This window comes from Legionella drozanskii LLAP-1 (genome assembly GCF_001467585.1).
In the GTDB taxonomy this organism is placed as follows: domain Bacteria; phylum Pseudomonadota; class Gammaproteobacteria; order Legionellales; family Legionellaceae; genus Tatlockia; species Tatlockia drozanskii.
On sequence record NZ_LNXY01000003.1, the window covers coordinates 326472 to 351764 of the forward strand.

Genomic DNA, 25293 nt, shown 5'->3' on the forward strand with positions numbered 1-25293 from the left:
TTTTTCTAAAAAGTGTAGGTTAATATGGGAAGGAAAACTAAGGATAGAAAAGAGGACATTGATAATAATCAAGATAATTTTGAAAGTCCTTTGATGCAATTTTCTTTGGAAATTTATTATGAAATGTTTGATAAACTTCCCATAAGTTCAATCGTTCAACTTCGCAAAGTTAACCAAAATTTAAAAGCATTTGCAGATCATTATCTTTTACGTGAGCTAAGGGTAAAACAAATAGCTTGTGGGCAAAACCATACCCTGATTTTATTGGAACGGGGACGTGTATTTTCGATGGGTTCAAACCAAAAAAAACAATCAGGGTTTATTGATACAAATAATCGGACCTTACCTACCGAAATTATTGGCATAGATCGAATAGAATCTATCAGCGCTGGTTTTAATCATTCAGTCCTATTAGCTAAAAAAACAATATGGATTATGGGAGATAACTCCAGCCAGCAACTCGCATTTCAACCTGAAGAAGAAACAACAATAGCCCTGCAAAAACTGTCAAAAATCCAAAATGTAAAAGCAATGACAACCTCAGATTTTATAACTGCTATTTTAGATGAAACTGGGAGAGTACATAGAGTAGGTGTAACGGAGGGGATGACAACTCACTTTTTCGGTGACGAAATGAGGTTATTGCCTGATTGGGTTCCTCTCCCCAATGCTGATATAGATGTGGCTGATATCTCAGTTGGAAAAGAACATGCACTTCTTCTTGACAAACGAGGTAAGGTATATGGATTTGGTACTAATCAATCAGGTGAATTAGGATTAGGTAATGAAATTCCCTCATGTGATCAGTGGACTCAATTAGTTGAAGAAAAAGTAAGCAAAATCAAAGCAACTGCTTCAGGGAGTCTTATTTTGACGGAGGCACATGAATTAAAGGCCACAGGAATCAATTCCGCAAATCAATTTGCCCCTTCAAGTGAAATACTTTATCAATTTCAAACCGTTGCATCAGATGTAGCCAATTTTGATGCTAATGACAGACATACTCTTTATCTACAGAGAGATAATGCTAATATATTATTTGGGATGGGTAATAATAAATTTGGACAATTAGGACAAGCGACAAAAGAGCCCAAACTTGAGGAACAAAGCGAAATAGAAAAAAGCCAAATAGAAGCCCAAAACTTACAAAAAGATGCTTCCCTTCCTGCTCCATCTTTGGTTACTCATATAAAACATACTTCCACTCCAGAAGTGGACCATTTTGCCAGCACACTTTCAAATAAATCGAATCATCTTTTTTTCCCGTCTATGGGGATTGAATTGAATTTAAAAGCAAATAAAAAATGGCTCATAAACCAGCAAGAAGACAACTGGGAAGAATCTGAAGACAACTGGGAAGAAGAGCCTGATGAGTGGGATGAACCAACGAGCAGGCCCGGAGCCTAATAGGCCATAATCTCTGTAATACACCTCAATAAATTCAACTGTTTTTTAACTGTGGCTTCAATATGTACTGGAGAACAGGGTGACTCAACGGGTAGATTTTGCAGTACTGTTAGTGTCTTGCGGATGTCGTTTAATGTAGAGTGGGCACGCATCAGCATGCGATCGTGTTCAAATAGAGTTTGAGGTTCTTCATTATTGCCTGTGTCCAGGCCAGCCAAAGAGTGTTACTGTTCTATTAATTTTATATTATTTTCAGATAATTTGGCTTTATGGCATGACTTCTCATTACAATAGACTCTGATTAGTTTATAATTTTGCTAGATTTCGTCTCAGTAAATCAGAAATAAGAATAAAAAAATGTTTAAAAATTACTTCGAAAATCCCTTCAAAGGCATTCCACTCGCAGATCAAACAAGCAATCCCAATATTATCGTAGGCCCTTATAGTTATTATTCAGGTTATTATCACGGCCATAGTTTTGATGACTGTGCTCGCTATCTCATTCCTGATTCCCCAGAAGTTGATAAACTGATTATTGGTAGTTTTTGCTCCATCGGCAGCGGAGTTGCTTTTTTAATGGCGGGAAATCAAGGGCATCGCATAGAATGGATATCTACCTTTCCCTTCTTCTATGCGGGTGAACCTGAATTTGCCGGAGCTGAAGATGGTTATAAGGCTGCCGGGGACACCATTATTGGTTCTGATGTTTGGATTGGTACAGAAGCTGTCATCATGCCAGGCATCCATATAGGTCACGGAGCAATCATTGGTTCTCGAGCCGTGATTAGCAAAGACGTTGAACCTTATTCGATTGTCGTTGGAAATCCGGCCAAAGTCGTGCGTAAGCGTTTTACTGAAAGGGAGATTCAAAATTTGCTTGAAATGGCCTGGTGGGATTGGCCTATTGAACGTTTAACACCAGTGATGGGACTTATGTGCTCTGGAGATATTGAAGCGCTCTCAACTTATTGGTTAACATGGCGGTCCTAATAGTTTAAAAATAGTGTAGCAACCGACAAAAATATAAGTGATTTTTAACCTAAGGAGTAAATATTTTTCTCAAGTTGCCACATAAATATATAGTATCATTTAAATATTAACTAAATATTAAACTTATTGGTTAATATTTGCACTCATTTCCAGCTTCATAGTTCTAAAAAAATCTTTGAGAAAATGCAGTACTAGCTTATAATTTGCTCAATTGTTAATCTTTTTGGGATTATTATGTTACCCTCTGGACAAAGATGGCTATTAAGTCGGTTTCGAAGTTCGCTAAATGGTTTGTGTACTGGCGCAAGTTACACTAAAGTCGATTACAATTTTCAACATGGCGATTCAAAATTATACTACGCTCTCTTAGAAAAAATTAATTCAATACACGAAAATGATCCCATTTTTGATGTTATTAAGAATTATCTAGAAGAACGCCGCCAAGCATTCATAAATGCAAAAGCAAAACTTCTTCGTGAAATGAAACCGATTAATCGAACTGATATTGCTGATAAAACCAATTTCTATCGACGGCTTAGGGCTAGGGTAAGTCAAGAGCTTCCCTTTCCATTTACAGAGCCAGTTCATGGGCTTTCAGTTGAATCGTTACACGAACTCGTTGATATTATAGATAAAATTTCCCTTCATCAAGCCTCCAAGACAATCAGGGAGGCGCTTCTACTCCCACGCAATAAAAAACGGGATATTCATCAAGAAATAATGTATTTATTCAATCCTGAATTAGTAGGACAAACTAAACAAGTTGCCTCTTACGCTCATGTGCTTCCCGCTCAAGAATTAAGTACTTTTTTTAGCACGCTAACTGAGGCATTGGAGGAAGCAAAGATCAGTTCACAAGATAATGTTTCTATCTGTTTTTTTGATCAGACTCATATGATAAATATTCGATTTTCTCCGGATAAGGGATGGGAATTAGCTAATATTAATCGAGGTAAAGCTCGCTATTATAATGATCAGCAAATCGGGAAGAATATCATTGACTCATTACCCGACAGTCGCCAAGGATCACAGATTCTTTTTTCTTGTCACTTTTATGCGCCTACCGAACAGGCCAAGAAAGTTGCGAACTGTCTTGCGATTTGGCGTCAAAATTTAACAAGGCAAAGATCAAGTCTATCGACTTATGAAACAGCAAATTTTAAAGTTATCGACTGTGGTAGAAGAACCTTGTCATGGCTAGGTATGGCCGTTAAGGCAGAAGACATAGAAAAAGTTATAGAGCTTCTAGGTCATATTGATAATTGGGGTGAATATAACCATCTTTTCCCTGCTATTCTTCATTTAGCAATTAGAGAAAATAAAATTGATTTTGTCATCAAACTACTGGAAAAAGGCGTATCTGTTAAGTGTATTTATGAGGGAAGAAATCCTTTTCATCTTGCAGCAGCTTATGGGCAAAACGACATTTTAGCATTGTTAATCGATGAGGCACGTGGGGTAGATTTAAGCAATATTATTAATCAATACGATGAGGACGGTTATACCCCACTGGCAATCGCAGTAGAAGAAGGAAAAGATGGAGTTGTACAGCAATTACTCGATTACAAAGATGTTTTGCCCAATCTGCCTTGTAAAAATTTAAAAACTCCACTGAGCATTGCAGTCGAAAATAAAGATCTTGATATGGTATCTATTCTTCTAGAATCAGGAGCAGAGCCGAATATCACTTATGACAACAGGGGCCGAACACCGTTACATCTAGCAGTGATAGCGCAAGATATAACGCTTGTAAAAATGCTTCTTGATTATGGTGCAATCATTCAATCGGGTGTTTATAGTAGCAGTGATAAAATGCTTAGTACACTTGAGCTTGCAAATCATACAGGCAATAAAGCGATAGTTGCACTTTTAACGTCTAGGGTAGATGCTAGTGCTTCTATATCCCCTCCAAATCTTGGAACGATGAACTTCTTAACGCCTACGTTCGCAGAAAATAAACCCTTAAGACTTCAGCCATTGAAAAAAAAGAAAACGCAGAAAAAAGAGTCAGCACCGCAAAACGAAGATCAAATTTTAGCAGCAAAGTTATCTCAGGAAGAACAATTGAACCAAAGAAGAGCCAAGCACAAAGCTCGATCCTCATCCTGTCGATTAATAGGAATAATAGAACAACTGACTGATAATATAAGCCAGCAAAAAAATGGACGCGAAACAGTACGGTACAGCGACTGGAAGACAGATTTACTTCAATCGATATCCGATCGTCTGAAAGAAGAAACTGAACTAACTGAAGAAGCTCGGCAGCGATATATTCAAGAAATTCGAGAAGTTTGCACAAGAAGAAGAAATTTTTTCCATTTTTGGGCGGAACCGCACAGTGTTGGTGAATTTGAAAATTTGCTAAACGAGGAGCCTATTTCTGCTGGCGTTGCGTTTAACTAATTGGGATTTCATTAAACCTGGATGTCGCTAAGCGAACCATCCAGGATAAAGTCTCTCGGTGTGGATCAGAGGTTCTATATTACATCTTTCTAAGTCTCGTCCCCTTTTCTTCATCTTCATCTTCATCTTCATCTTCATCTTCATCTTCCTCCTCTTTCTCTTCATCCTCCTCATGTTCATGACTTTGGATTTGAGCTGTTGCTCTAGCTGTTGCCGGAGTAGCGGATGAGGAGGTTGAACTTGGATTTAAGAGCTTAGCAACAGTAGCAGATACGACTATTGTGGTATCACCTAGGACTTTCATTATAGCGAGGCTAGTACAAACATCATTGGTAAAATCAGCACCGCAAGCTTCGCCTCCATACACTAAATAGATAGACAAACCAGCTTCCGTAATTGCTAGCCCAGTTTGCCACAGCAGAATCAGTTTTTCATAGGGAAGAGTACCAGAACGAAAAATTGAAAAAAATGATATGAATCCCTGTGCAAATGCAGGGCCAATATTAGCCCAAGGATTTACTGATCCGACGAAGCTTTGGGCAGTCTGCCCTGCTATTACTATTGCTCCATTTGTGAGCTGGGTATTAAAGTGTGCTTCCGATGAAGAAGGTGTTGCTATCGTCAAAGGCTGCCAAAATTGAGACAACTTTTGTTTCATTATAAAATCCTTTTAAAAATTAATGGGGCCTTAATTAACCCAAATTTTCAACATAAAGTCAACGGGTTACACTAATGGTTGGTTGGAAGATCATTTTGCATAATACCAACTCTAAGTTTTGTGGCCCTGCTAATAAGATAACAACATATTGCTTTATTAATAATCGGTTTAAATAATCAAAAAATCTTTTGTCAAAAGATTATTCTTTATGGGTTATAAGAAATCTCTTGGAGTCTAGCGCGCAAATCACCTAATGTGTTTCTAATTTAAATTCGCTAAAGTATAGATATTGGGAAGTTGCAAATTTAGAGCGGAACAAGGATTTGTTCTCAGATGGATCATACGCAAGGACGCGTTTGCCCAGGAGGTTAAATTTGCAACTTACCAAACCATCCCTAATAGAACAGATCACCCTCTCATTTATTTATCAAAAATAGAAGTCCTAAGTCAAGATACGGAAAAATGAGAAAATGCAGAGCCTTGCCCGCTTTAGCATAGCCATTCCATTTCGGAATTAAAAAAACCCAAACATTCTCTGGACTTTATTCGCACAAAAAGGCAATTTAGTGACAATTAAGAAGCAGAGAATTTCTCAAATGTTTACAAAGAAGCTTAATAATGCTCAAACTGTTAATGCATGCACAGCTATTAGTGTCGCTGTGATTGAAGCAATTTTAGTGGCAGTTAACCCCGATGAACTTTCTTCGAAAATAAAAGACAGTCATCAAAAGTATCAAAAAAAATACAAAATAGATTTTCCTAACCTGGCTAAAGATGGAGAAGGCCTCTTAGAGCAAGTTGCCTATCAACACTATTTTGCCCATTTTTTTGCTGAACCCCGACAAGAGCAATTAACCGCAGCCGTTACTTTAGAGCAGGTTAGAGAGGTATTAGCTAATCGGGCGGGTTATCTTGATGCCTCAGGTCAACTAGAAACCGATTTCTTTGTTTTTAATTTTGATGCGATAGAAGCTATTGAGAAAGAAGCTGATAAAACCATTGATTGGTCTACTATTAGCGAAAAAGAGTTATTAGCTATGCTCAACCTCCGCGAAGGAGAAAAATCTTCCTTACGAGGTCATTTTTTAGATGTCGTTAATCGATTAGAAAATAATCAAGGAATAACCATTCGAATGGATGGGCATACGATATCTCTTACGAAACGAAACGGTTTTTATTTTAGCTATGATTCATTGACCGGAGAGTTATCCTACACTCAATCAATTGATGAAATGACTGACCATATAACTGAAAAAGCAAATGTTAGAAGGACAAAAACAGCAATCATTACTTATTTTTTCCCTGAACACCCCCTAAAGAATGTCTATCACGCAACTCAAATAGAACCAAGCGTTGCGCATGAAAAAGGCAAAGCCAAGGATAAAGATCCCGCGATTAAGATAACTCCAGAACTGATTCATGAGCTTGTACAAAATCGCAATACCTTCGATGAAACAGAGGATGGTCAACTAAGTTGGCAGCTAGCCAATGAGGAGCTAATCGAGGCAATAAAGCAAGAAATACCCCCAAAAGAACGCGATAATATAAACTGGAACTTAGTTCGTGAGCAGGAGTTATGTCGTTTTTTGGGTATGCAAATTCATAGTCCACTCTGTAGCTCATCGGGATCTTTTAATGAAGAAAGAGCGCAAAAAATCCAGGAGCAAGTGCCTCCTCCTGAAGATTTAGAACTGAGCAACATCATCATTCATATTTCCCTAAGTTATGAAGATTATAAGATTCATAACGATAAAATAAGAGATCTTATTAAAGAACATAGGGAATTAGGTACCATCGCTGCATTTAAAATGGTGGAAGCTGTTGAAAGAATCAAAAACGGCGATCAGTTTACCCTTTATGTTCCTAAAAATTATTCAAAATCCCAAATAAACGAACTCTGCAAGCAACTAGCCTCTTATATGGCTACTCATCAAATTATTGACAGCGGAACTAAGAGTGATATAGCGGAATGGATAACACCCCAAATCAATATGCAGCTGGTATATTTTGAGACTAGACACGGCAAAGATAGAATAGACATAAATGAAACGGAAGACAGACAAAATCTGGCCCGTACCGCTTTAAAAGCAAATGAATTATTTAGTTATTTATCTCAACTGTTTAGAAAGCATTTAACTTTATTTAAACAGTTCCAAGGCTTGCATTATGATTTTGCCACGCCTTCAATATCTCGGGAGCATAGCCATGAAGCAAAAGCGTCTCTTGATATGGATCTTAAGTATCAAAAGCTGAGAGGCGATGCACTAAAAACTGCCATACTTTGCGATTTTAAAGAATCATTAAGCAAAATTAATGACTCTCAGGAACTTGAGCAAAGAATTGAGGCCTTTAAAAAAACTGTAGATGATGATCTAACAGATGAATATAAAATACTTGCTACAGGACAAGATAGATTTACTCGTATGTTTGGAATTCAAACCTCATCTATCATTGCGCTCGAAGCGATCTGTGCTGATGCTAGGCAGCGAATTGCTGAGAGATTGCTTACCTCAGGATCGACAATACGATATTGATATTGCGGACAAATATAGGTTTCGATAAAGTTATAGATAAACTCAAGCGTCATCGAAGGAGTTGGTTAGTAGAAACCTAGTCAAGGATGTACTACCCTGACACTTAAAGAATAGCAAGCGAGTAGCCTTGATAGAGACGTCTCCTATTAAAGGTTACTTTAAACCTCTTGTATTAAATCTAGTTAAAAACTATTGTATAGCCGATAGTAAATCTCAAGTCCTGAGTAATACTAAAAAAACTGAAGGAATAATTATTATGTCTTGGAAACAAACCATTACGCTAAGTCAACTCCAACAAAAAGGACGTCACTGCGAAAATATCGATGGCCATAAAATTTTATTGATCTGGAATAATAACTCGGTCCATGCCATTGCCTCCCAATGCCCACATTTCAAACTACCTTTGAGCAAAGGCGCGATTACAGATGAAAACACTATTGTATGCCCTTTTCACAAAAGCGCCTTTAATCTTGAAACAGGCAAGCCCGAAAGTTGGTCACCTTGGCCACCAGCAGTTGGTACAGTTCTGGGAAAGATTAGCAAACCTAAAAACTTAAAGATCTATCCTGTACGTATTGACGATAATATGGTCACTGTTGATATCAGCTAAAAATGGCTCGTAAGAATTATATTTGCTCAGATCCACAGCTGCTAGCTTAAGAATAATCGCTTGTTGCAATCTGGCCAACAATGGAGTCATTCAATTAGACAGAAATTGCTTTAAATCGATTTAGGCATGAAGAATTTATCCTACCTGTCGATGTTACTAGACATTATTCTATACGACCAACGTGATGGTTTTGACTTTATTTGATTATAGCGAAGAAAGATTTTGCTTAACTAAGTGACAGCAGCCTTGATGGAGATGCTCATATCAAGGCTAGCTTTAAATGCTGTAAGGGATGAATTCATCACACTCTTCCATGATTTCATTTTTATTGACTGGAAGGAACAACTTCTAGCTCATCATCCTCTGCTGATACGCATGTAAACGCGGCGCGTACTTGCTCCTTCACATTTTGATAAAAGCAATATAAGTTATCTAATCGCTCTATCTTGTGAGCTTCTCTCTCTAAAGCTCTATCAGCCTTTTCTACAAGGCTCTGGGAATATTTGATAACGCCCCCACTCTTCTCTATGCTTTTTTCAAACGTTCTCTCCCCCTCCTCCAAAACATCCAAGGTTTCTTCAGATTTATCGTCTAAATAACGTACAAAAAAGCTTGCTGTATTATTAACAGAGGTTAAGGTACTATCTAACTTTTCCTGACTAGGATGACTAAGGAAAGAGTGAGCATTTTCTTTTGCTTCGGGTATGCTCGTCTTCAATTGCTGAAAATTTGTCCTAATAGAACCTGTTTCCCTAAGTTGCTCATACATTTGTACCACAGACCTTTTTTGTCCATAAATAAACTTCGTGGTATTTTCCATAGTTCGTTCAAAAATACCTTTATCTTGTGTATCTAATATTGATGTCAAGGTTTCTAAACCATTTTGAGTGGCCTTGATCCTTCCATCTAAAACCCCTGTGAACTCTTCAATGGGAGAAAAAAGTGTATCAGTTATCCTTCCTACAACGATATCTTGCACCTTTTCTACCATTTTATCTTCGACTACTTCCCATATCCTGTCTTTTACTTCTTGTTTTGCTTGACCTAAATTAGTTTCTAATTCAGAAACCTTTTCTCTAACAATGCCTTGGAAATCTACCCTCTTCAGTTTCTGTTCTTTTTCTTTTGAAACTTTACCTCTCTGCGCCATTAGATCACATTGAGCTATAATATATTTGAGTTTGTCTTCCCACTCCTGAACCTCAGGCAGTAAACTGCCATCACGTTTATCTTGCATAGTTAAAACCTAATGAAATATTCAAATCAGGTTTTTATTATAAAAAAAAGTTCTTAAGGGATTATTAAATAAATCCAGTTTGATTATTTTTTATTCATTAAGTGGTAACCAAAAAAATGAAGGAAGGTATACCCCATTTATTGTTTATTACAAACCTGCGGCAGCCAAGATAAGAGCCTGAATATAATTCAATGCTTCTAATGCAGTCTTCCTTCATCAAGCTGAGCCCCTCAAGGCTGCTTGCCAAGGTTAATGAGAATCATACTCATTTTTAAATTTCTGCATTTCTTTGCCAATCGCTAATAATTCTTCTTCAGTTAAAATCTTTTCTACTGTGGGAAATAATTTCAGTTCTTCTTCAGAGGCATGATGCATTACATTTTTTTTGAATTTTAAAAATTTTTTATTCCATTCACTTTCCGTTTTAACTTTTTCAAATTTTTTTATTGCAATCTCAGCAAAATGTTCTTGAGACATCAAATGTTTTATTGTGTCATCAATTTTTTTGTTATTTTTGAAATGGGGATACCATAGCTTCTCTTCCATAATTTCATGGCGTATCAAGTCTTGGCTCAGGGCATCGAACATCTTTTTCTTTGTTTTTTCGCGATGAGATTTATCACAAATTTCTATAAGTTGTTTTTCAACTTTATTATGTTCTTTAAGAAGAAACTCAATAGCATTCATAATATTTCCTTAAAAGCTCATTTCGGCAACTCTATTTAATTATAGTACAGGTAAATTCAGCACTCTTAGCTTCTATTTTCCTATACGTAGTTGGGGCATTCGAGGTTAAACCAAAAAATTATGTGGGCTTTTGTTTTTAAATTCTTCAATACACAATTGGGAGGAAAAGGCATTAAATTACTCCACTCTTGGGGTAGTGAGAGTCAACTTACGCTTTTATGCTCTAAATAATCCCAATAGAGCCAATTTCTGGCAGTCTGACATAACAAAATCCAACCACTATAAATTGATAAATTACTTCTTGAGATAAATCATGCAGGTTATTGATGATTGGAAAAATGTTAGTCATCTCTTAAACATTCCTCATGTATTTTTTTAATTCCATAGCTGTTGAGGTTTCAAAACCAAATTTGCGATAAAATTCCGTCGCCTTTGAGTTGCCTTGCCATACAAATAAACCTATAGAAACTAAACTTTTATCTTTAATTTTACTTATTAAATGTTTCATCAAGGAGCTACCGATATATTGCCTTTGGTAATCAGGATGTACACAAATATCGTAAAACATGCACATTTGACCATCCTCTAAGATACGCCCAAAGCAGATTAACTGGTCTAATGCTTTAACATAAGCGATATAGGAAGATGAGGCGAGGGTAGCTTTCCACTGCTCTTCACTTGGATAGAAATGGTTACCCCACCCCACGCTTTCAGCGAGACCGTTAATGTCAGAGTAACTGATTTCTTCCTTAGCTTCTAAAAAGGTTAAGTTATGTATTTTTTTCATTTTCAACACCAAAGAGATTAAAATTCAGATTTATTATATTAGGCTTTTGTCATTATTTTTACCGTATTAATACGGTAAAGCTGAATCCTTGTGCTGAATATAGGTTAAATAAATAGGTATGTGTCTTAGACCATGCAATTTATTAATGCCTAGCGCTTTGGCTTGCGCTTCGTAATGACTTAAAAGCTGTTTTTAAGATCTGCTTTTAGGTATGAGAGACTCCCTCTTTATCCACAAGCCTATAAAATTAAAGCATCCACTAGAATTGTAGGCTTTTGCCTAGTCCATTCATGGTGAAATAGATAACCTACTTGCTCCGTACTCAAATATGAAAAAATTAGATAGGCAGGTACAGAGCCAATAAATTCTCTATCTTTATTAAACTTCCACTTCCATTAATCAATGGAGCCAATGTATGCTGAATACTACCTTTTGGAATTAAAGTAACGGCATGGATATCCAGTCAATTACCCTGTTTATGGTTTTGGTTGCTGCCTTTGGCAGCGCTATTTGGAATATTAATGTTAAAAAATCAGACAACGGATTGGTTTTTGTGACCTTGATGGTCATTCCCCAATTTTTAGTCTCTTTGCCTTTAATGTTCTTGAATCCAATGCCTTCTTTAATTAATTTATACTATATTTTGGCGAGTGCCTTTGTACAAACGGGCTATATAGTTTTTCTTAGCACTGCTTACAAGCATGGATTAGTGAGCCGAGTTTATCCTTTAGCCGTGGGCACAGCAACTCTGTTGTCACTCTTCTTTTGGCATTTTTTTTTAGCGACTCCTTTATCCTTCTATAAGGAGTTTGGAGTATTACTTCTCTCTTTTGGCATTATATGCTTTGCTTTTATAGGAAAACGAAATAATGAGCACCTAAGCGTCAAAGGCATGGTTTATGCCTTTGCATGTAGTTGCTTTATCTTTTCCTATTCGCTTATTGATACTTTCGGTATTCATACTGCAACCAAGCCGTTGACTTATATTAGCTGGTTGTTTTTTATCAAAGCCTTAATCTTATTTATACCCATGTTATGCTTACATCCAATCTCAATGCGTACAATGGCTGTTGAAAGTAACAATTATTTTTTCGCCGGTTTATTAGCTGGATTTGGCTATGGGGTGGCGATTTGGGCTTTTAATCATGCAGCAACTCCCATTGTCCTGGCTTTGCGTTCCACATCGATAATTTTCGTCCTTCTTCTTTCCCTTTTTCATCTTAAAGAACAAGTATCACCGATCATCGTGGTATTGACTATCGCTACCACTCTAGGCGCTTTTTTTATTTTAGGATTTTCATAGCTCAGCGGTAATTGGAACAGTCCCGTTGATATAATTAGAAAGTAAAGGCTTTTTTCCTTTGTATATTGAGAATAGATTCACATTTCTTTAAGACATTTACCTAAAATCCTCTTATGATAGCCTCAATATAATTTCCCATATAATTAAAATTAAACTAACACGACAGCTTAAGTTTTCCAGTTTAGAATTAGTGGTGGATTATGAGAAGTGGCTAAGGTAGGTTCTGATGGCCAACCCAGAATAATTGGCACTACGGCGGTCATTTTTTTAGGTATTCCAAACTCTTTTTTCCATTCTGGTAAATTCAGCGCTGGAACTGCAAAACCAATAACACAAGAAGCAAGACCATAAGTAAGGGCAGCAAGCATTAAATTTTCAGCAGCTAACCAGCAGTCAGCACCAACAAAATTTCCTTTAAAGAGACTGTATATCACAATCAGAGTATGAGCATTATAAAATACATTAAATTCTTTTTGCTGGAGAACTTTTAAAACGTGCTCTTCTTGCAAGTCTATGTTTTTCTTTTTATTATTCAAGGTTAACAATTTAGCGCTTTCTGAAATACGATTTAATAAAATCTTATTTTGAATCACTACAAATCCTCTGGATTCTTCATGAAGTGCTGAAGGAGCATGTGTAGCCGCATCAAGGAGCTGATTGATAATTTCAGAATCAACTTCTTTGGGCAAATAATTACGTACAGCTCTGCGATTATATAGAGCATCTATTACATCTATTTTATAACGTTTTATTAGCTCCGGATTTTGCATAATCAGCTCCTTGCTTTTTCTAAATTATAGCAATAATGGAAATTATGATTCAACAATTGTATTTAGCTTCCCTAAGAAACATCAATAATAACCTTAAGTGCTTTTGTCTTTTCTGCTTGTTCAAAAGTATCGTAAGCTTCAAGAATGTTTTCAAAATTAAAACGATGACTGATTAACTGCTGGGGATCCATTTTATGAGCACACAAGGTTTTTAATAGCATTGGCGTGGACACAGTATCTACTAATCGGGTAGTAATGCTGATATTTTGTGACCATAAACGTTCCAAATGGAGATCTGCTTTTGTTCCATGTACCCCAATATTCGCAATAATACCACCAGCCGCTACAAGATCTTCACAAAGAACAAAAGTAGCAGGGATACCCACAGCCTCTATAGCTGTATCTACACCACGGTTATTCGTTATCTCCATGACTTTAGTTGCTGCTTTACCATCATTATTATTTATAATCTGAGTTGCGCCTAAATGTTTTGCGATGCTTAAACGATTATCATCGACATCAATAATAATAATTTCAGCAGGTGAATAAAATTGAGCTGTGACTAATGTGGCCAAGCCAATAGGGCCAGCTCCTACAATAGCTATTGTGCTTCCTGGTTGTACTTTGCCGTTCAATACGCCACATTCAAAAGCAGTTGGTAAAATATCACTAAGCAACACTAAAACCTCTTCATCTACTCCTTCAGGAATTTTATACAGACTTGTATCAGCCTGAGGAATCAGCACATATTCGGCTTGCGTACCATCAATTGTATTCCCCAAAATCCATCCACCTTTAATACAGTGAGAATACATTCCTTTACGGCAAGCTTCACATTTTCCACAAGATGTAATGCAGGAAATAATTACTTTATCTCCAGGGCAAAATTCTGTTACTCCTGAACCTATGCTCTCTACAATTCCAACACCTTCATGACCTAAGATACGACCAGGAGTACATGTGGTTACATCCCCTTTTAAAATATGCAGATCTGTTCCACAAATAGTCGTTTTTTTTAGTTTTATCACTGCATCAGAAGGGTTTTTAATAATGGGTTTGGGACGCTGTTCTAACGCTTTCTTTCCTGGCCCCTGATAAATTACTGCTTTCATTTTATAGGCCTCGTTAACCTAATATTTTATAACACATTATCACTGCTACGTGAGAGTGTATACTGTCAGAACAAATTTTTCTGGAGTCGTGAACGAAACACCAAGAATTGATTTTTTTATGTTTGTCCAAAGACGATTTAACAACCTATAGGAGACCAAAAGTTATAACTATTCTTGCCGTGTTTTTTCACGTAATACATCGCGGCATCAGCTTTCTTAAGAAGATCATGCATGCCATCTTTAGGATATAATGAAATACCAATACTTAAAGTAACTCTCAGATTATGGTTTTCAATCAAAAATCCTTTTGAGAACAAACGAATTAATTCTTTCATTATTTTAATAACTTCATTTTCTTCCTTAAGATAGGATAATATTAATGCAAATTCGTCTCCCCCAAATCGTGCTAAAGTATCCACCTCACGTATGCATTTTTGCATACATTTGGCAGCGGCGCACAATAATAAATCCCCTATATGATGACCATAACTATCATTAATATTTTTAAAACCATCTATATCCAAAAAACACACGGCCATATAACATTTCATTCTTTTTGCAACTGCAAGGGCTTGTACCAGGCGATCTTCAAATAGTGGACGATTGATTAATCCTGTCAAAACGTCATGTTCCGCTAGGTGTTTTAATTTTTCTTCGATTATTTTTTGTTGTGTAATATCCCGAGCCGTTGTTGATGCTCCAATCACCTTTCCTTGCGTATTTTTTATTGGACCTATCGTGATAGAAACCGGGATAGAATGACCATCTTTATGTATTCTGAGTGTTTCAAAGTTCTTAATGTGTTCACCTTTGGCGATTTTATGAATGATATTTTGAAATTCTTCCAGTCTTCCTTTCGGGAATAACATTTTTATATTGGCACCAATGGCTTCCTTTTCAGAGTAGCCATAAAGATTTCCGGCCGCTTTATTCCAGCTTTGTATGGTCCCTTCCAAGTTTTTTCCTATAATTGCTTCCCCGGAAAACTCGACAAGACTAGAAAGCATTGCCTGGGCATCTTCCAGTTTTTTTCGCTCAGTAATATCATGTTCAATCGCAGCAAAATACTTAATATCTCCCTTGCTATCTTTAATAGGGACAATAGTAAAATCAAGCCAATATTCTGTTTGATCTTTGGTATAATTTAATAATTCTACATGTATAGCTTCTTTTTTTTCCAAAGCGCTCCGAATACGTTGGAGGGTGGGTTTATCCGTTTTTTCTCCTTGTAGAATTCGTGGTGTTTTACCTAAAACTTCTTCCTGCTTATAACCGGTAATCTTTGTAAATGATTGATTTACATAAAGTATTTTTGGACCAAATGGGTCATCAATAGGCTCTACTCCAGTGATAATGACAACATCATCAGTCTGATCAAGAACAGATTTAAAGGGTATTTTTTCCATCAATTTCATCCGGCATAAATAATCAGATTAATAAAAGAATCTATTTTAAGTATCGGAGAGTATTTTGATAAAAACCAGTAATTAACAATTGAACTTGCGCAAAACACAATCTTTCAATCTTTAAGCGCGAAAAGAATTTTAAATAGCAACGGCAGAATTGTTGCAATCATATCTTCTCTAATTGGCAGTGAAACTTCAATGGCTTTCTTTATTATATAAAGGTACCTTTTTATCCTTAAAAAGTTTTATACAAACATCAATTACATGTCCATCAAAAAGAGTATCACGCCCCTTGGAGATTTCAGCCAATGCTGCCTCTAGGCCCAGTGAGGCTCGATAAGGTCTGAGTGATGTCATTGCATCAACCACGTCAGCCACCGATAAAATTCTAGTTTCCAATTTTATTTGTTTACCTTTAAGTCCTCTGGGGTAACCACTGCCGTTTAATCTTTCATGATGTTCCAAAACAATATCAGCAACAGGGCCAGGAAAATGAACTGGTTTTAATATATCGTAACCCGCCTGGGCATGGGTTTTTATCATTTCATACTCTAGAGGAGTTAAACTGCTCGGTTTGTTAAGAATTTCGCTGGGAATGCCAATTTTTCCAATATCATGCGTCAATGCTGCGGATTCTAAGCACCTGATTTCTTCTTCTGAAAGACCTAACTCGCGAGCGATGGCAACCGACAAATAAGCTACGTTTTTTTGATGCCCTACGGTGTAAGGGTCTCTTTGTTCCATTGCGATAGAAAATGCAGCTAGCATCTCACTAAAACTTTTATCTAGCTTCTCGGCATAAGCCAATTTATCCTGTACTCTAGCTATCTGCGCTGTAATATCCTCAACAAATCCTGTACTGCGGTATAGTTTATTCTGTGCGTCACGCACAGGATAAGCGCGCGCATGGAGCCAGATTATCTTTCCATTTTTCTTGATAACACGGAAAGTTTCTTCAAACGTGCCGGTTTTAAAATGTTGACGAAACTGTTGTTGTATATGTTCTTGGTCCTCGGGGTGGATTCTTTCCATCCAAGAATTTGTGTCGGCATAAAGACTATCAACACTTCTCTCAGAAATTTTTATATAACCTGGACTTACATAAATAAATTTTTTGCTGCCCAAGTCAAACAAAAAGAAAACGTCACGAATATGGTCAGTAATTTGTTTAAACCGCTGTTCACTTTCGATCAGTTTATCTAATATATTTTTATCTACGGAGGCAGTAGTTATAAAACCTTGAGTTAGATTATTTCCTATATTAATTAGAGTGACTTGCCCATAAAAGACATTTTTATTTTTTCCTTGTAAGGCGCGATGGTAAACAGTAATTTTTCCTTCACCAAATTTTACAGTTTGATGCATATAAGGATCTAAATTTTCTATTGCATAGATATCTTTGATATTCAACTTGTAAATTTCATTTTGTTGATATCCAAACATCTTGCAGAAGATATTGTTTGTTAAAATAAATTGACCCTTCGAATCGCAAACAAAAATCGCGCTGGGTGTTTGCTCAAAAATATTGTCATACGTTAATTCTGGAGTAATTTTTTTCATAAAGTCCCTATCCCTAATGCCTTTTCAAACTGGTAAAAATAATTATTATTAATAAAAGTTTAGTTCAGATTAGAGGACCTGCTGCTATTAGCAGTCATAGAATATGGTTTGGAGTACTATTGCCACCACGAGATAGATGAATACCCACATTAACCTCAGATAGGAAAGTTCATTGTTAATACTCTCCAACCATTGCCACTTAAGGCTTCTCATGATAAAGAGCAATTAACTCCTTACTGGAAGTACATCCTAAAGATTCCATCAGTTTAGCAATAGTCCCTTCCACTGTTCGATAGGAAACATCTATTTCACGGGCAATTTCTTTTGCTGCTTTTCCTTGTGCCAACAGCTTAAGATGTAGAGCTTGTTGTTCAGATAAATGTACGGGGGTATGGAATTGCCTATGAAATAAAATAAAGTCTTTTTCCTCAAGTATTGGTTTTACGGCTGTCAAAGGCATTTCAGTTCCAAAAATAGTCTTAACAATATAATTTGTGTGCTCTTCTAATTTTCCATCATCACCCTGAACAGTCAGTTTGGCTACTTCCTTGTATAAACTATCTCGCTCCTCATGTAATTGATCAAAAAAATCCTCCAAGCTTGGTGTAGGCAATAAATTTGCAGGATTACGTAAACTGCGTTCAATTTGAATAGGTGTAGTTACGTCTAACCAAACAGTCATTTCATTTTTTAACAATTGGCGGTTTTTTTCAGCACAGGCTACGCTAGAGTCGGTTGTTACAACAATGCGCTCTTGAGTGCAAAGTGAAGTTAATATATCGAATTGACAATTATAGAAAGCAATTTGGCCTTGCTCACCTAGTATCTCATGTAAGTGCCGTCCTACATGAGACTCGAGTCCTAAATCTGCATCGACAAATTGCCAGCCTAATGATTGTGCTACTGTTTTTGCAAGCAATCCTTTGCCAGCGCCATGATGTCCCACAATAAAAACTCGTTGAGCTTGCGTCATTCTATTTTCTCCTAACCATCGATATTCAATAATTATACAATCAGATAAAAATATGTATCAATACGTAAAACTACGCAATTACAAAGCACTAGCCAATATAACCCTATTTTGGCATTATACCAGCTACTTACAAGCCAAAAATTGGGCGTTTAGAAGGTATATAGGTTAATTATATGAGTACCTCCTTAATCTTACCCAGTGAGAATATAGCGGCTAGTGTAGTCGCATCAATGACGAATGAAAAAGTGTTATTTTCGAGTAGATTGGCAACCGGAGATCAACATTTTGTTTTTGCTGTTAAGACTTCAAACGCAGAATATGTCCTGCGAATGACTAAGGAAACCAATAGAAACTATTTTATTTCAGCACTCTACTGGCAAGCAAAATTAATTCCTTTAGGTGTCCCTCTAGCTAAATTTATCAGATCAGATTTATATGGAAAATATTCTCAATTTCCTGCTTTGCTCATGATGCGCTTGCCTGGCGATGATTTATGCAATGTATATTCAAACTTAACCAATTCAGACAAGAAAAACTTAGCTGAGGAAATGGTAACAATACAGAGTAGCACAAAGGCACTACCTGAAGGTTTAGGCTTTGGCATAACTAGCAGCTATGAAGATATACCAGAATTTAAATCATGGTATGACTTTTTGATACAGCGATTACATTTATTTTGGGATATTATAAATAAAACCAATATTTTTGATGCAACTAAGATATCAAAAGCTATTTCTATTGCCACTGATATGAAAGAAGATTTTCTTGCTATTAAAGCCACACCATTTTTGTGGGATGCCAGCGAGAGAAATGTACTTGTTTATAAAGGAAAAATTTCAGGTATTGTTGATGTGGATGAAGTTTGTTTTGGGGACCCCTTATTTGTTTTGGGCCTCACCTATTCAGCTTTAGAAAATGATGGACATGACACTTTATACACTGATTACTGGGCTGAAGCTTTGAAATTGGATAAAAAAGCAAAATTACGTCTTGAATTTTATCGCCTGTTTTACGTCGTTGTATTTATGCGTAAACATTCTATGACAACCGCAAATAGCCAAAAAGTTATTTTTAATGTCCATCGCCTAGAAAATATGTTTAATCAATCGCTGTTGCGAATATTGGAATAATGCTTTTTTATAAAGTTTAATCGGAATGTTTCTTTCCCCTCATTTGATAGTCAGCCCTCACAACTCCCACCGCATCCATTGCTTGCAGCTACAAAAAACTGTTGACGCATGCTGAAGTAAAATCGCAATACCTTAGAACCTTTTTAAAACGTAACTTAAGTCTATGGCTAAACGTCCATGGTTCTGAGATGCACACTTTGCTTGACAAAATAATTAATCTAGACCATCATTACCTCTAATAGATATAGTCTAAAAGATATTATTATGAAAGAACGTAGTCGCACAAAATATACAGTATTAGGTATGTTAGCTCTGGAAGACCTTACTGGCTATGAAATCATTAAGATGATTCAATCCAGCACTAATTATTTTTGGTCTGAAAGTGAAGGGCAAATTTACCCTACTCTTGCTCAATGTGTTGCAGATGGATTTGCTACCTGCAAGGAAGAAAAATCGGAAAAAATAAATCGCACAAAAAAAGTATATTCGATCACTTCATTAGGTAAAAAAGAATTAATTTATTGGCTTAAGAAAGAACCACAATCTGCATTAGTAAGAAATGAACTTTTATTAAAGCTTTTCTTTGGGGGAAATATTGATAAACGAGATAATATTCACCATGTTGTACATCGCCAAAAAGAAATTGAAGCTGAGATGGAGTCTTATAAAAAATTACGGGAAGAAATAGTTTCTGAACATAAAAATTCACCGCATTTAAAGTATTGGCTTATTACATTAGATTGTGGAATTAAATCATCAAAAGCGGAACTAGCATGGTGCCAAGAAACTTTAAAGATTCTTGAGTCAGAATAGGCTCCTGAATTGAAACAAACAAAAACATACACGAGAGTTCATCCATGAAAAATCATCAGATTAATCCTTATCTTTCTGGAAACTATGCGCCTGTTCAAGATGAGTTAGAAATTAAAGAGTTAACAGTAGTTGGTGAAATTCCAAAAGAATTGCATGGTATATACATGCGTAACGGTCCTAATCCTGCTTTTCCGCCTATTTCATATACCTACCCCTATGATGGTGACGGTATGATTCACGCAATATACCTAGACAATGGAAAAGCAAATTATCGCAATCAATATGTTCAAACTAAAGGATTATTAAAAGAGAAAAAGGCTGGTAAATCACTTTATGGGGGCCTATTAAAATTGATGCCTATGGACCCGCAGTGGGCAGATCCAGAAGATGAACCTATTGCAGTGAAAAATGGGGCTTTTATACACATAATCCGTCATGGGGAATATTATTTAGCACTAAGCGAGGGGGCTACCGCTTATAAAATGACCTCTCAATTAAAGACGTTGGGTGAATGGAATCCTTACAATGCGAAACAGCCTATCGAAGTATGTGCACATACTCGCTTTGATCCACTCAACGGCGATTTATGGTTTATAAATTATTCACTAACTCCACCTTATTTAACTATTTATCGTTTTGATAAAAAAGGTACAGCTATCCAAAAATGGGATATTGAAAAAACCCATTGCTCAATGATCCATGATTTTGTTTTAACAGAAAATTACGTCATCGTTTTTGACTCCCCAGTTATATTTGACCTAGACCAGATTATGTCTGGAGGAGCCGTTTTAAGTTGGAAGCCAGAACTAGGACTTCGTATTGGAATAATGTCGCGCAAAGATGGAAAAATGCGATGGTTAGAAACAGAGCCCTTTTTTGTTTTTCATTTTGCTAATGCCTACGAACATGAAAATCAAATTGATATAGATTATGTCCGGCATGAAAAATTGGTTATGTTAAGTGAGACAAATAATGCTGATAAAGTACCTCCCTCTTTATACCGTACGATCATTAACCTCAACTCAGGGACAACTAGCCATATTCCGCTCGATGATAGACCAGTAGAGTTTCCTCGAATTAGAGAGGATCGCAATACCTTGCAACATCAATTTATATACACACCAACAAGAACAATCGATATCCATAATAAGCGAGCCATGAATGCTTTAGTTAAATACGATCTAAAAACACAACAAACGCAAGTTCATGAATTTGGCCCATATGCTGAAATTGGTGAGGCCGTTTTTGCACCTTCAGGAATACATAAATCAGAAGATGATGGTTATCTAATGCTATTCGCATTCAATAGCACAACAGACCAAAGTGAATTTATTATTTTAGATGCAATAAACTTTAAAAATGAACCACTTGCACGTATCAAATTACCTCGCAGAATCCCAAATGGATTACATGGTTCTTGGATGCCTGGAGAATGGGAATGATAGTAGCGCAACATTATTTATTATTAAAATCTCTTCATATTTTCGGTGTAATATTATTTCTTGGAAATATAATCGTCACTGCATTCTGGAAAACATTTGCGGATTTATCGAGAGACTGGAGAATCATCTCGTTTTCACAGAGATTAGTCACATATACTGACATTTCCTTTACTGCTATTGGTGTTCTCATTATAGCATTCACAGGAATCCTTATGGCCAAAGCTTATGGTAACTACTGGAGCATAAAATGGATGGCATGGGGGTTGAGTCTATTTATCGCGTCAGGCTTGATCTGGATAATCGTATTAATACCTACTCAGATCATATTACATCGTATAGCTAATAAGTTTAAAAACCATACAACCATTCCTGAGAAGTATTGGACCTATGAGATAATTTGGATTGTATTCGGAATTATTGCCACCCTACTCCCATTCATGAATTTATATTGGATGGTATTTAAGCCTGTTTAGCTGTCTGAGACCGCTATAACCCATTTTTAATGTATCTTATTGATTATTAATTTTTTTAAAATGCCGTTGCGCGGAATCGAACTGCGGACCTATTGATTACGAATCCTTGATCGCGCTAAATGGCAATGATATACGACAAATAACGATAATAAAATCAATAAATTAGATCAAAGCAATGATTACCATTTGTTGCCATAAAACATGATTTCTTGCCATCTCGTGCCACTAGAATGCCACTAAATTCTGTCCGCACATTACCACTAGAATTATAACCAAATATAACCTATAATAACTATTAAGAATAATAACAAGGTTTTATATTGTCGTACACGTTGCTGATCAAAAAACAAGCTAAAAAAGCACTTCAAAGTGTACCACAACCTGATAGAACCCGAATTACTGAAAAGATTGTATTGTTGGGACAAGACCCTGACAACGCAAGCTTGGATATAAAAAAATTACATGGCGAACCCTATTTTCGCCTACGTGTTGGACAATGGCGAATTATTTTCGATAGAGATAACGAAGTAAAAATTATTTCGATTGAGAAAATTAAACCCCGTGGAGGTGCTTATAAATGAACCTACAAACAATTAAATCAATGGATGGTAAGGTCGAATATGTCCTTTTACCTGTCGCTGCCTATCAAGCTCTGCGCCACCAAATTACTGAACAATTAAAACAGGCAAAGGAAGATCAAGAATATGAGGTATTTGATCCGGCTGATTATATTGATAATCCTGTTGCCTTAGCTCGCATTCAAGCAGGTATTACACAAGAAGAGCTAGCCAGGCTCATGAGTGTTACTCAAGCCTATGTCAGTAAAATTGAAAATCAGAAAAAGGTTACAGCCAAAATGATGCAGAAAGTTACAAAAGCGATTCCAGAAAAATGATTGAATTTAAACCATTACATAAAGATGACCTACACCTCCTCTATCGATGGTTTCAAGAGCCAACCATCAATCAGCTATATGCGCGTAATCAAACATGGTCGCTCAAAGATATTGAAAATAAATATCTTCCAAGACTTACAGGCCATGACAATGTACCCAGCTTTATTATTTATTCGGACAATAAATCTATTGGCTTTATTCAATATTATTGTTTATCAGAACATTATCCAGAAGGTATTCAAAAAGAAAGCTGCTTATTTAAAAGCTGTCACCCAAATCAAATCGCTGGCATTGATCTATTTATTGCTACCAATGAAAATCGAGGGCGAGGGCTTGGTGTAGTTATTATCAATCAATTTATCAATGAGTTTCTGTCTCATTTTCGTTTGATAGCTGTCGATCCAAATCATGATAATATTCAAGCTATTCGTTGTTACAAAAAGTCCGGTTTTGAAGAATCAAATTATAGTGAGACTCCAGACTATTTACTTATGATAAGAACTATTGATCATAATTAAGACAATCCCAAATTTTCATCTATAAGGTTAATTTCAATACGCTCTTTCCCACCCCCGATATTTACTCTATCGCTAAGGTGAGAATATCGCTTTGTCATCTGTACCGTTTTATGCCCCAGAATTGCCATCAATCACGCTGAGTTGCGCCATTCATAGCAAGAGAGCTGGCACAGCTATGGCGTAAATCATGAAATCTAAAATCCTTTATCCCTGCTTTTGTTACAGCAACTTCCCAAGGACGCTTAATGTTTATTGGGCTCTTTCCGTCTTTACTTGGAAAAATATATTCACTATCCAGCCGAGGTATTTTCATTTGATTTGCTAAAGCATCGTGTGCATGTCCAATAAAGGGTACACGACGTCGCTCATTGTTTTTTGTTTTATCAAGAATTAAGAAGCCGTCATTTAAAAATACATCGCGTTTCTTACGATTTAATATCTCTCCTTTGCGCATACCACTTGAAAGAGCAAGCACCACAATCGTGTATAGCTTTTGTTACTAGATTGCTGACATGCTTCAAGCAGTTTATTGCGTTCATCATCATCTAAGTATCTAACTCGACCTTGGCTTTCTGAATGAAGTTTGATTTTAAGAAGAGGGTTTGATTCTAACCATCCTCAGACATTAATGGCTGTATTTAAAACATTAGATAAGGCTGTTAAATAACGATTGACGGTGTCTGTAGTGCGTTGCTTACCCCTGTTAGTTAACCCTTTTGCTAACTCATCTCTTAATGAGTCATGACTTGAACTGTAAAATCAACCAATACATAATAGCCAGCCTTTTCACGCCACCAAGATAGTTGGTTAGCTTGAGCTGCCTGCATCGATTCTGATTTATGGGGGAGCACATTTTCAATGTACTTATCGATAAGCTCTGCTACAGTTCTCTTTTTCGATTCTGCTGTTTTAAAATGACGGTTCTCGTGAATAGCTGATTCAATGCTACTTGCCCAGCGTCGGGCGTCTGTTAATCTTTCAAAGATAGCGGATTCTGGTCTCTTTCCTTTTAACCTGACTCTTGCTAGATATTTAACTTTACCTTCTTTTGTAATTCTTTTGTTTTCAGCTGTAACGGCTATATCAAACTCTGCGCGTTGATAATAAATCCCACCACTGGTAAGCGTCACGCCAGATTTATTAGCATCACAGGAGCCATGGTTGGACAGATATTATCTGTCTTTAGCTCTGACTTGGCTTCTTCAATGGCTTGAACTATGTCAACAAGCGTAGTTTTGATGAATTCTTTAAGATCCATTTTATTCTTCAATAAAAGTGAAAACCTAGTTTGGGGCTTACAACATGCCTAGCAAGAACCTTCGAGGAACGTTTTTTAAATTTTCACTTGGATATATTTCTTAAAACACTCTGCAACCATTACCAGCACTGGTGCCGTTGCGCGGAATCGAACCGCGGACCTATTGATTACGAATTAGCTAATTACGGTTTTTAACCAAGTCGACACACTTTTAAATTCTTTTATCACTCCTTTATTTACTTGATGCTACGGCATTAATAAGTTATAAGTTCTATTAATAAATTTTAAGCAACTCTGCGACACAGTTGCGACACATTAAACTCAAAC

The 25293-nt window shown here is 36.5% G+C and carries 26 protein-coding genes; 13 read left to right on the plus strand and 13 right to left on the minus strand.

Annotated features, from left to right (window positions below):
• The first annotated feature begins 24 nt into the window (after nucleotides 1-24).
• Nucleotides 25-1407, plus strand: coding sequence for an RCC1 domain-containing protein (locus Ldro_RS02600; RefSeq protein ID WP_058494866.1), 1383 nt, complete (start codon nucleotides 25-27; stop codon nucleotides 1405-1407).
• On the opposite strand, the gene Ldro_RS16205 is transcribed toward Ldro_RS02600, so the two are convergent.
• A complete protein-coding gene (locus Ldro_RS16205; protein ID WP_131764270.1) occupies nucleotides 1404-1625 on the minus strand; it encodes a hypothetical protein in 222 nt (73 codons plus the stop codon). The genes Ldro_RS02600 and Ldro_RS16205 overlap by 4 nt on opposite strands.
• A gap of 139 nt (nucleotides 1626-1764) precedes the next feature.
• Between Ldro_RS16205 and catB the strand changes: the two genes are divergently transcribed.
• Nucleotides 1765-2397, plus strand: coding sequence for a type B chloramphenicol O-acetyltransferase (catB, locus tag Ldro_RS02605; protein ID WP_058494867.1), 633 nt, complete (start codon nucleotides 1765-1767; stop codon nucleotides 2395-2397).
• A gap of 234 nt (nucleotides 2398-2631) precedes the next feature.
• Nucleotides 2632-4800: an ankyrin repeat domain-containing protein gene (locus tag Ldro_RS02610; protein WP_058494868.1), complete on the plus strand. Its 2169-nt coding sequence runs from the start codon at nucleotides 2632-2634 to the stop codon at nucleotides 4798-4800.
• 79 nt (nucleotides 4801-4879) lie between these two features.
• Here Ldro_RS02610 and Ldro_RS02615 read toward each other — a convergent pair whose 3' ends face one another.
• A complete protein-coding gene (locus Ldro_RS02615) occupies nucleotides 4880-5458 on the minus strand; it encodes a hypothetical protein (protein WP_058494869.1) in 579 nt (192 codons plus the stop codon).
• 596 nt (nucleotides 5459-6054) lie between these two features.
• Here Ldro_RS02615 and Ldro_RS02620 point away from each other — a divergent pair.
• Together Ldro_RS02620 and Ldro_RS02625 are read left to right on the plus strand one after the other, a co-directional pair.
• Complete coding sequence (locus tag Ldro_RS02620; protein WP_058494870.1) at nucleotides 6055-7992, plus strand: hypothetical protein; 1938 nt, start codon at nucleotides 6055-6057, stop codon at nucleotides 7990-7992.
• Nucleotides 7993-8248: 256 nt separating this feature from the next.
• Nucleotides 8249-8602, plus strand: coding sequence for a Rieske (2Fe-2S) protein (locus Ldro_RS02625; protein ID WP_058494871.1), 354 nt, complete (start codon nucleotides 8249-8251; stop codon nucleotides 8600-8602).
• Nucleotides 8603-8927: 325 nt separating this feature from the next.
• On the opposite strand, the gene Ldro_RS02630 is transcribed toward Ldro_RS02625, so the two are convergent.
• The 4 genes from Ldro_RS02630 to Ldro_RS02640 all read right to left on the minus strand — a co-directional run bounded on the left by Ldro_RS02630 (nucleotide 8928) and on the right by Ldro_RS02640 (nucleotide 11313).
• A complete protein-coding gene (locus tag Ldro_RS02630; RefSeq protein WP_058494872.1) occupies nucleotides 8928-9839 on the minus strand; it encodes a hypothetical protein in 912 nt (303 codons plus the stop codon).
• Between the two features lie 249 nt (nucleotides 9840-10088).
• The gene (locus tag Ldro_RS02635) at nucleotides 10089-10526 is read right to left on the minus strand and encodes a hemerythrin domain-containing protein (RefSeq protein ID WP_058494873.1); all 438 of its coding nucleotides are present in this window, start codon (nucleotides 10524-10526) and stop codon (nucleotides 10089-10091) included.
• A gap of 223 nt (nucleotides 10527-10749) precedes the next feature.
• The gene (locus Ldro_RS16880) at nucleotides 10750-10875 is read right to left on the minus strand and encodes a hypothetical protein (RefSeq protein ID WP_274519103.1); all 126 of its coding nucleotides are present in this window, start codon (nucleotides 10873-10875) and stop codon (nucleotides 10750-10752) included.
• A 3-nt stretch (nucleotides 10876-10878) separates the two neighbouring features.
• Nucleotides 10879-11313 carry a GNAT family N-acetyltransferase gene (locus Ldro_RS02640; protein ID WP_058494874.1) on the minus strand — a complete coding sequence of 145 codons (435 nt, stop codon included), beginning with the start codon at nucleotides 11311-11313 and terminating at the stop codon, nucleotides 10879-10881.
• A 451-nt stretch (nucleotides 11314-11764) separates the two neighbouring features.
• Here Ldro_RS02640 and Ldro_RS02645 point away from each other — a divergent pair, with 451 nt between their 5' ends.
• Nucleotides 11765-12616: an EamA family transporter gene (locus tag Ldro_RS02645; RefSeq protein WP_131764272.1), complete on the plus strand. Its 852-nt coding sequence runs from the start codon at nucleotides 11765-11767 to the stop codon at nucleotides 12614-12616.
• Between the two features lie 167 nt (nucleotides 12617-12783).
• Here the strand turns inward: Ldro_RS02645 and Ldro_RS02650 are convergent, their stop codons facing one another.
• The 5 genes from Ldro_RS02650 to Ldro_RS02670 all read right to left on the minus strand — a co-directional run bounded on the left by Ldro_RS02650 (nucleotide 12784) and on the right by Ldro_RS02670 (nucleotide 18437).
• Entirely contained in the window at nucleotides 12784-13386 is a 603-nt protein-coding gene (locus Ldro_RS02650; protein ID WP_058494876.1) for a nitroreductase family protein, read from the minus strand.
• Between the two features lie 71 nt (nucleotides 13387-13457).
• Nucleotides 13458-14498: a zinc-dependent alcohol dehydrogenase family protein gene (locus Ldro_RS02655; RefSeq protein WP_058494877.1), complete on the minus strand. Its 1041-nt coding sequence runs from the start codon at nucleotides 14496-14498 to the stop codon at nucleotides 13458-13460.
• A 137-nt stretch (nucleotides 14499-14635) separates the two neighbouring features.
• Nucleotides 14636-15904, minus strand: coding sequence for a sensor domain-containing protein (locus Ldro_RS02660; protein ID WP_058494878.1), 1269 nt, complete (start codon nucleotides 15902-15904; stop codon nucleotides 14636-14638).
• 195 nt (nucleotides 15905-16099) lie between these two features.
• Nucleotides 16100-17464: an HD domain-containing phosphohydrolase gene (locus tag Ldro_RS02665; RefSeq protein WP_058494879.1), complete on the minus strand. Its 1365-nt coding sequence runs from the start codon at nucleotides 17462-17464 to the stop codon at nucleotides 16100-16102.
• A gap of 199 nt (nucleotides 17465-17663) precedes the next feature.
• On the minus strand, nucleotides 17664-18437 hold the full coding sequence (locus Ldro_RS02670; RefSeq protein WP_058494880.1) for a shikimate kinase: 774 nt from the start codon (nucleotides 18435-18437) through the stop codon (nucleotides 17664-17666).
• A 173-nt stretch (nucleotides 18438-18610) separates the two neighbouring features.
• On the opposite strand from Ldro_RS02670, the gene Ldro_RS02675 reads away from it, so the two are divergent.
• From Ldro_RS02675 to Ldro_RS02705, 7 genes are all read left to right on the plus strand, one after another.
• The gene (locus Ldro_RS02675) at nucleotides 18611-19567 is read left to right on the plus strand and encodes an aminoglycoside phosphotransferase family protein (RefSeq protein WP_058494881.1); all 957 of its coding nucleotides are present in this window, start codon (nucleotides 18611-18613) and stop codon (nucleotides 19565-19567) included.
• A gap of 264 nt (nucleotides 19568-19831) precedes the next feature.
• On the plus strand, nucleotides 19832-20380 hold the full coding sequence (locus tag Ldro_RS02680; RefSeq protein ID WP_058494882.1) for a PadR family transcriptional regulator: 549 nt from the start codon (nucleotides 19832-19834) through the stop codon (nucleotides 20378-20380).
• Nucleotides 20381-20424: 44 nt separating this feature from the next.
• Nucleotides 20425-21822 carry a carotenoid oxygenase family protein gene (locus Ldro_RS02685; protein WP_058494883.1) on the plus strand — a complete coding sequence of 466 codons (1398 nt, stop codon included), beginning with the start codon at nucleotides 20425-20427 and terminating at the stop codon, nucleotides 21820-21822.
• Nucleotides 21819-22295: a DUF2269 family protein gene (locus tag Ldro_RS02690; protein WP_058494884.1), complete on the plus strand. Its 477-nt coding sequence runs from the start codon at nucleotides 21819-21821 to the stop codon at nucleotides 22293-22295. The genes Ldro_RS02685 and Ldro_RS02690 overlap by 4 nt, the downstream gene beginning before the upstream one ends.
• 320 nt (nucleotides 22296-22615) lie before the next feature.
• Nucleotides 22616-22876 (plus strand): type II toxin-antitoxin system RelE family toxin, encoded by a 261-nt coding sequence (locus tag Ldro_RS02695; protein ID WP_065235883.1) that lies wholly within the window; start codon nucleotides 22616-22618, stop codon nucleotides 22874-22876.
• The gene (locus tag Ldro_RS02700) at nucleotides 22873-23190 is read left to right on the plus strand and encodes a helix-turn-helix domain-containing protein (RefSeq protein ID WP_058494886.1); all 318 of its coding nucleotides are present in this window, start codon (nucleotides 22873-22875) and stop codon (nucleotides 23188-23190) included. Before Ldro_RS02695 ends, Ldro_RS02700 begins: the two co-directional genes overlap by 4 nt.
• The gene (locus Ldro_RS02705; protein WP_058494887.1) at nucleotides 23187-23708 is read left to right on the plus strand and encodes a GNAT family N-acetyltransferase; all 522 of its coding nucleotides are present in this window, start codon (nucleotides 23187-23189) and stop codon (nucleotides 23706-23708) included. Before Ldro_RS02700 ends, Ldro_RS02705 begins: the two co-directional genes overlap by 4 nt.
• 127 nt (nucleotides 23709-23835) lie before the next feature.
• Here Ldro_RS02705 and Ldro_RS16640 read toward each other — a convergent pair whose 3' ends face one another.
• Together Ldro_RS16640 and Ldro_RS16645 are read right to left on the minus strand one after the other, a co-directional pair.
• The gene (locus Ldro_RS16640) at nucleotides 23836-24183 is read right to left on the minus strand and encodes a site-specific integrase (protein ID WP_202972520.1); all 348 of its coding nucleotides are present in this window, start codon (nucleotides 24181-24183) and stop codon (nucleotides 23836-23838) included.
• A gap of 256 nt (nucleotides 24184-24439) precedes the next feature.
• A complete protein-coding gene (locus tag Ldro_RS16645) occupies nucleotides 24440-24838 on the minus strand; it encodes a hypothetical protein (protein WP_065235885.1) in 399 nt (132 codons plus the stop codon).
• Between the last annotated feature and the right edge of the window lie 455 nt (nucleotides 24839-25293).

Coding starts and splice junctions, on each gene's coding strand:
- Ldro_RS02600 (WP_058494866.1), top strand. CDS start 25: ATGGGAAGGAAAACTAAGGATAGAAAAGAGGACATTGATAATAATCAA.
- catB (WP_058494867.1), top strand. CDS start 1,765: ATGTTTAAAAATTACTTCGAAAATCCCTTCAAAGGCATTCCACTCGCA.
- Ldro_RS02610 (WP_058494868.1), top strand. CDS start 2,632: ATGTTACCCTCTGGACAAAGATGGCTATTAAGTCGGTTTCGAAGTTCG.
- Ldro_RS02615 (WP_058494869.1), bottom strand. CDS start 5,458: ATGAAACAAAAGTTGTCTCAATTTTGGCAGCCTTTGACGATAGCAACA.
- Ldro_RS02620 (WP_058494870.1), top strand. CDS start 6,055: ATGTTTACAAAGAAGCTTAATAATGCTCAAACTGTTAATGCATGCACA.
- Ldro_RS02625 (WP_058494871.1), top strand. CDS start 8,249: ATGTCTTGGAAACAAACCATTACGCTAAGTCAACTCCAACAAAAAGGA.
- Ldro_RS02630 (WP_058494872.1), bottom strand. CDS start 9,839: ATGCAAGATAAACGTGATGGCAGTTTACTGCCTGAGGTTCAGGAGTGG.
- Ldro_RS02635 (WP_058494873.1), bottom strand. CDS start 10,526: ATGAATGCTATTGAGTTTCTTCTTAAAGAACATAATAAAGTTGAAAAA.
- Ldro_RS16880 (WP_274519103.1), bottom strand. CDS start 10,875: ATGACTAACATTTTTCCAATCATCAATAACCTGCATGATTTATCTCAA.
- Ldro_RS02640 (WP_058494874.1), bottom strand. CDS start 11,313: ATGAAAAAAATACATAACTTAACCTTTTTAGAAGCTAAGGAAGAAATC.
- Ldro_RS02645 (WP_131764272.1), top strand. CDS start 11,765: ATGGATATCCAGTCAATTACCCTGTTTATGGTTTTGGTTGCTGCCTTT.
- Ldro_RS02650 (WP_058494876.1), bottom strand. CDS start 13,386: ATGCAAAATCCGGAGCTAATAAAACGTTATAAAATAGATGTAATAGAT.
- Ldro_RS02655 (WP_058494877.1), bottom strand. CDS start 14,498: ATGAAAGCAGTAATTTATCAGGGGCCAGGAAAGAAAGCGTTAGAACAG.
- Ldro_RS02660 (WP_058494878.1), bottom strand. CDS start 15,904: ATGGAAAAAATACCCTTTAAATCTGTTCTTGATCAGACTGATGATGTT.
- Ldro_RS02665 (WP_058494879.1), bottom strand. CDS start 17,464: ATGAAAAAAATTACTCCAGAATTAACGTATGACAATATTTTTGAGCAA.
- Ldro_RS02670 (WP_058494880.1), bottom strand. CDS start 18,437: ATGACGCAAGCTCAACGAGTTTTTATTGTGGGACATCATGGCGCTGGC.
- Ldro_RS02675 (WP_058494881.1), top strand. CDS start 18,611: ATGAGTACCTCCTTAATCTTACCCAGTGAGAATATAGCGGCTAGTGTA.
- Ldro_RS02680 (WP_058494882.1), top strand. CDS start 19,832: ATGAAAGAACGTAGTCGCACAAAATATACAGTATTAGGTATGTTAGCT.
- Ldro_RS02685 (WP_058494883.1), top strand. CDS start 20,425: ATGAAAAATCATCAGATTAATCCTTATCTTTCTGGAAACTATGCGCCT.
- Ldro_RS02690 (WP_058494884.1), top strand. CDS start 21,819: ATGATAGTAGCGCAACATTATTTATTATTAAAATCTCTTCATATTTTC.
- Ldro_RS02700 (WP_058494886.1), top strand. CDS start 22,873: ATGAACCTACAAACAATTAAATCAATGGATGGTAAGGTCGAATATGTC.
- Ldro_RS02705 (WP_058494887.1), top strand. CDS start 23,187: ATGATTGAATTTAAACCATTACATAAAGATGACCTACACCTCCTCTAT.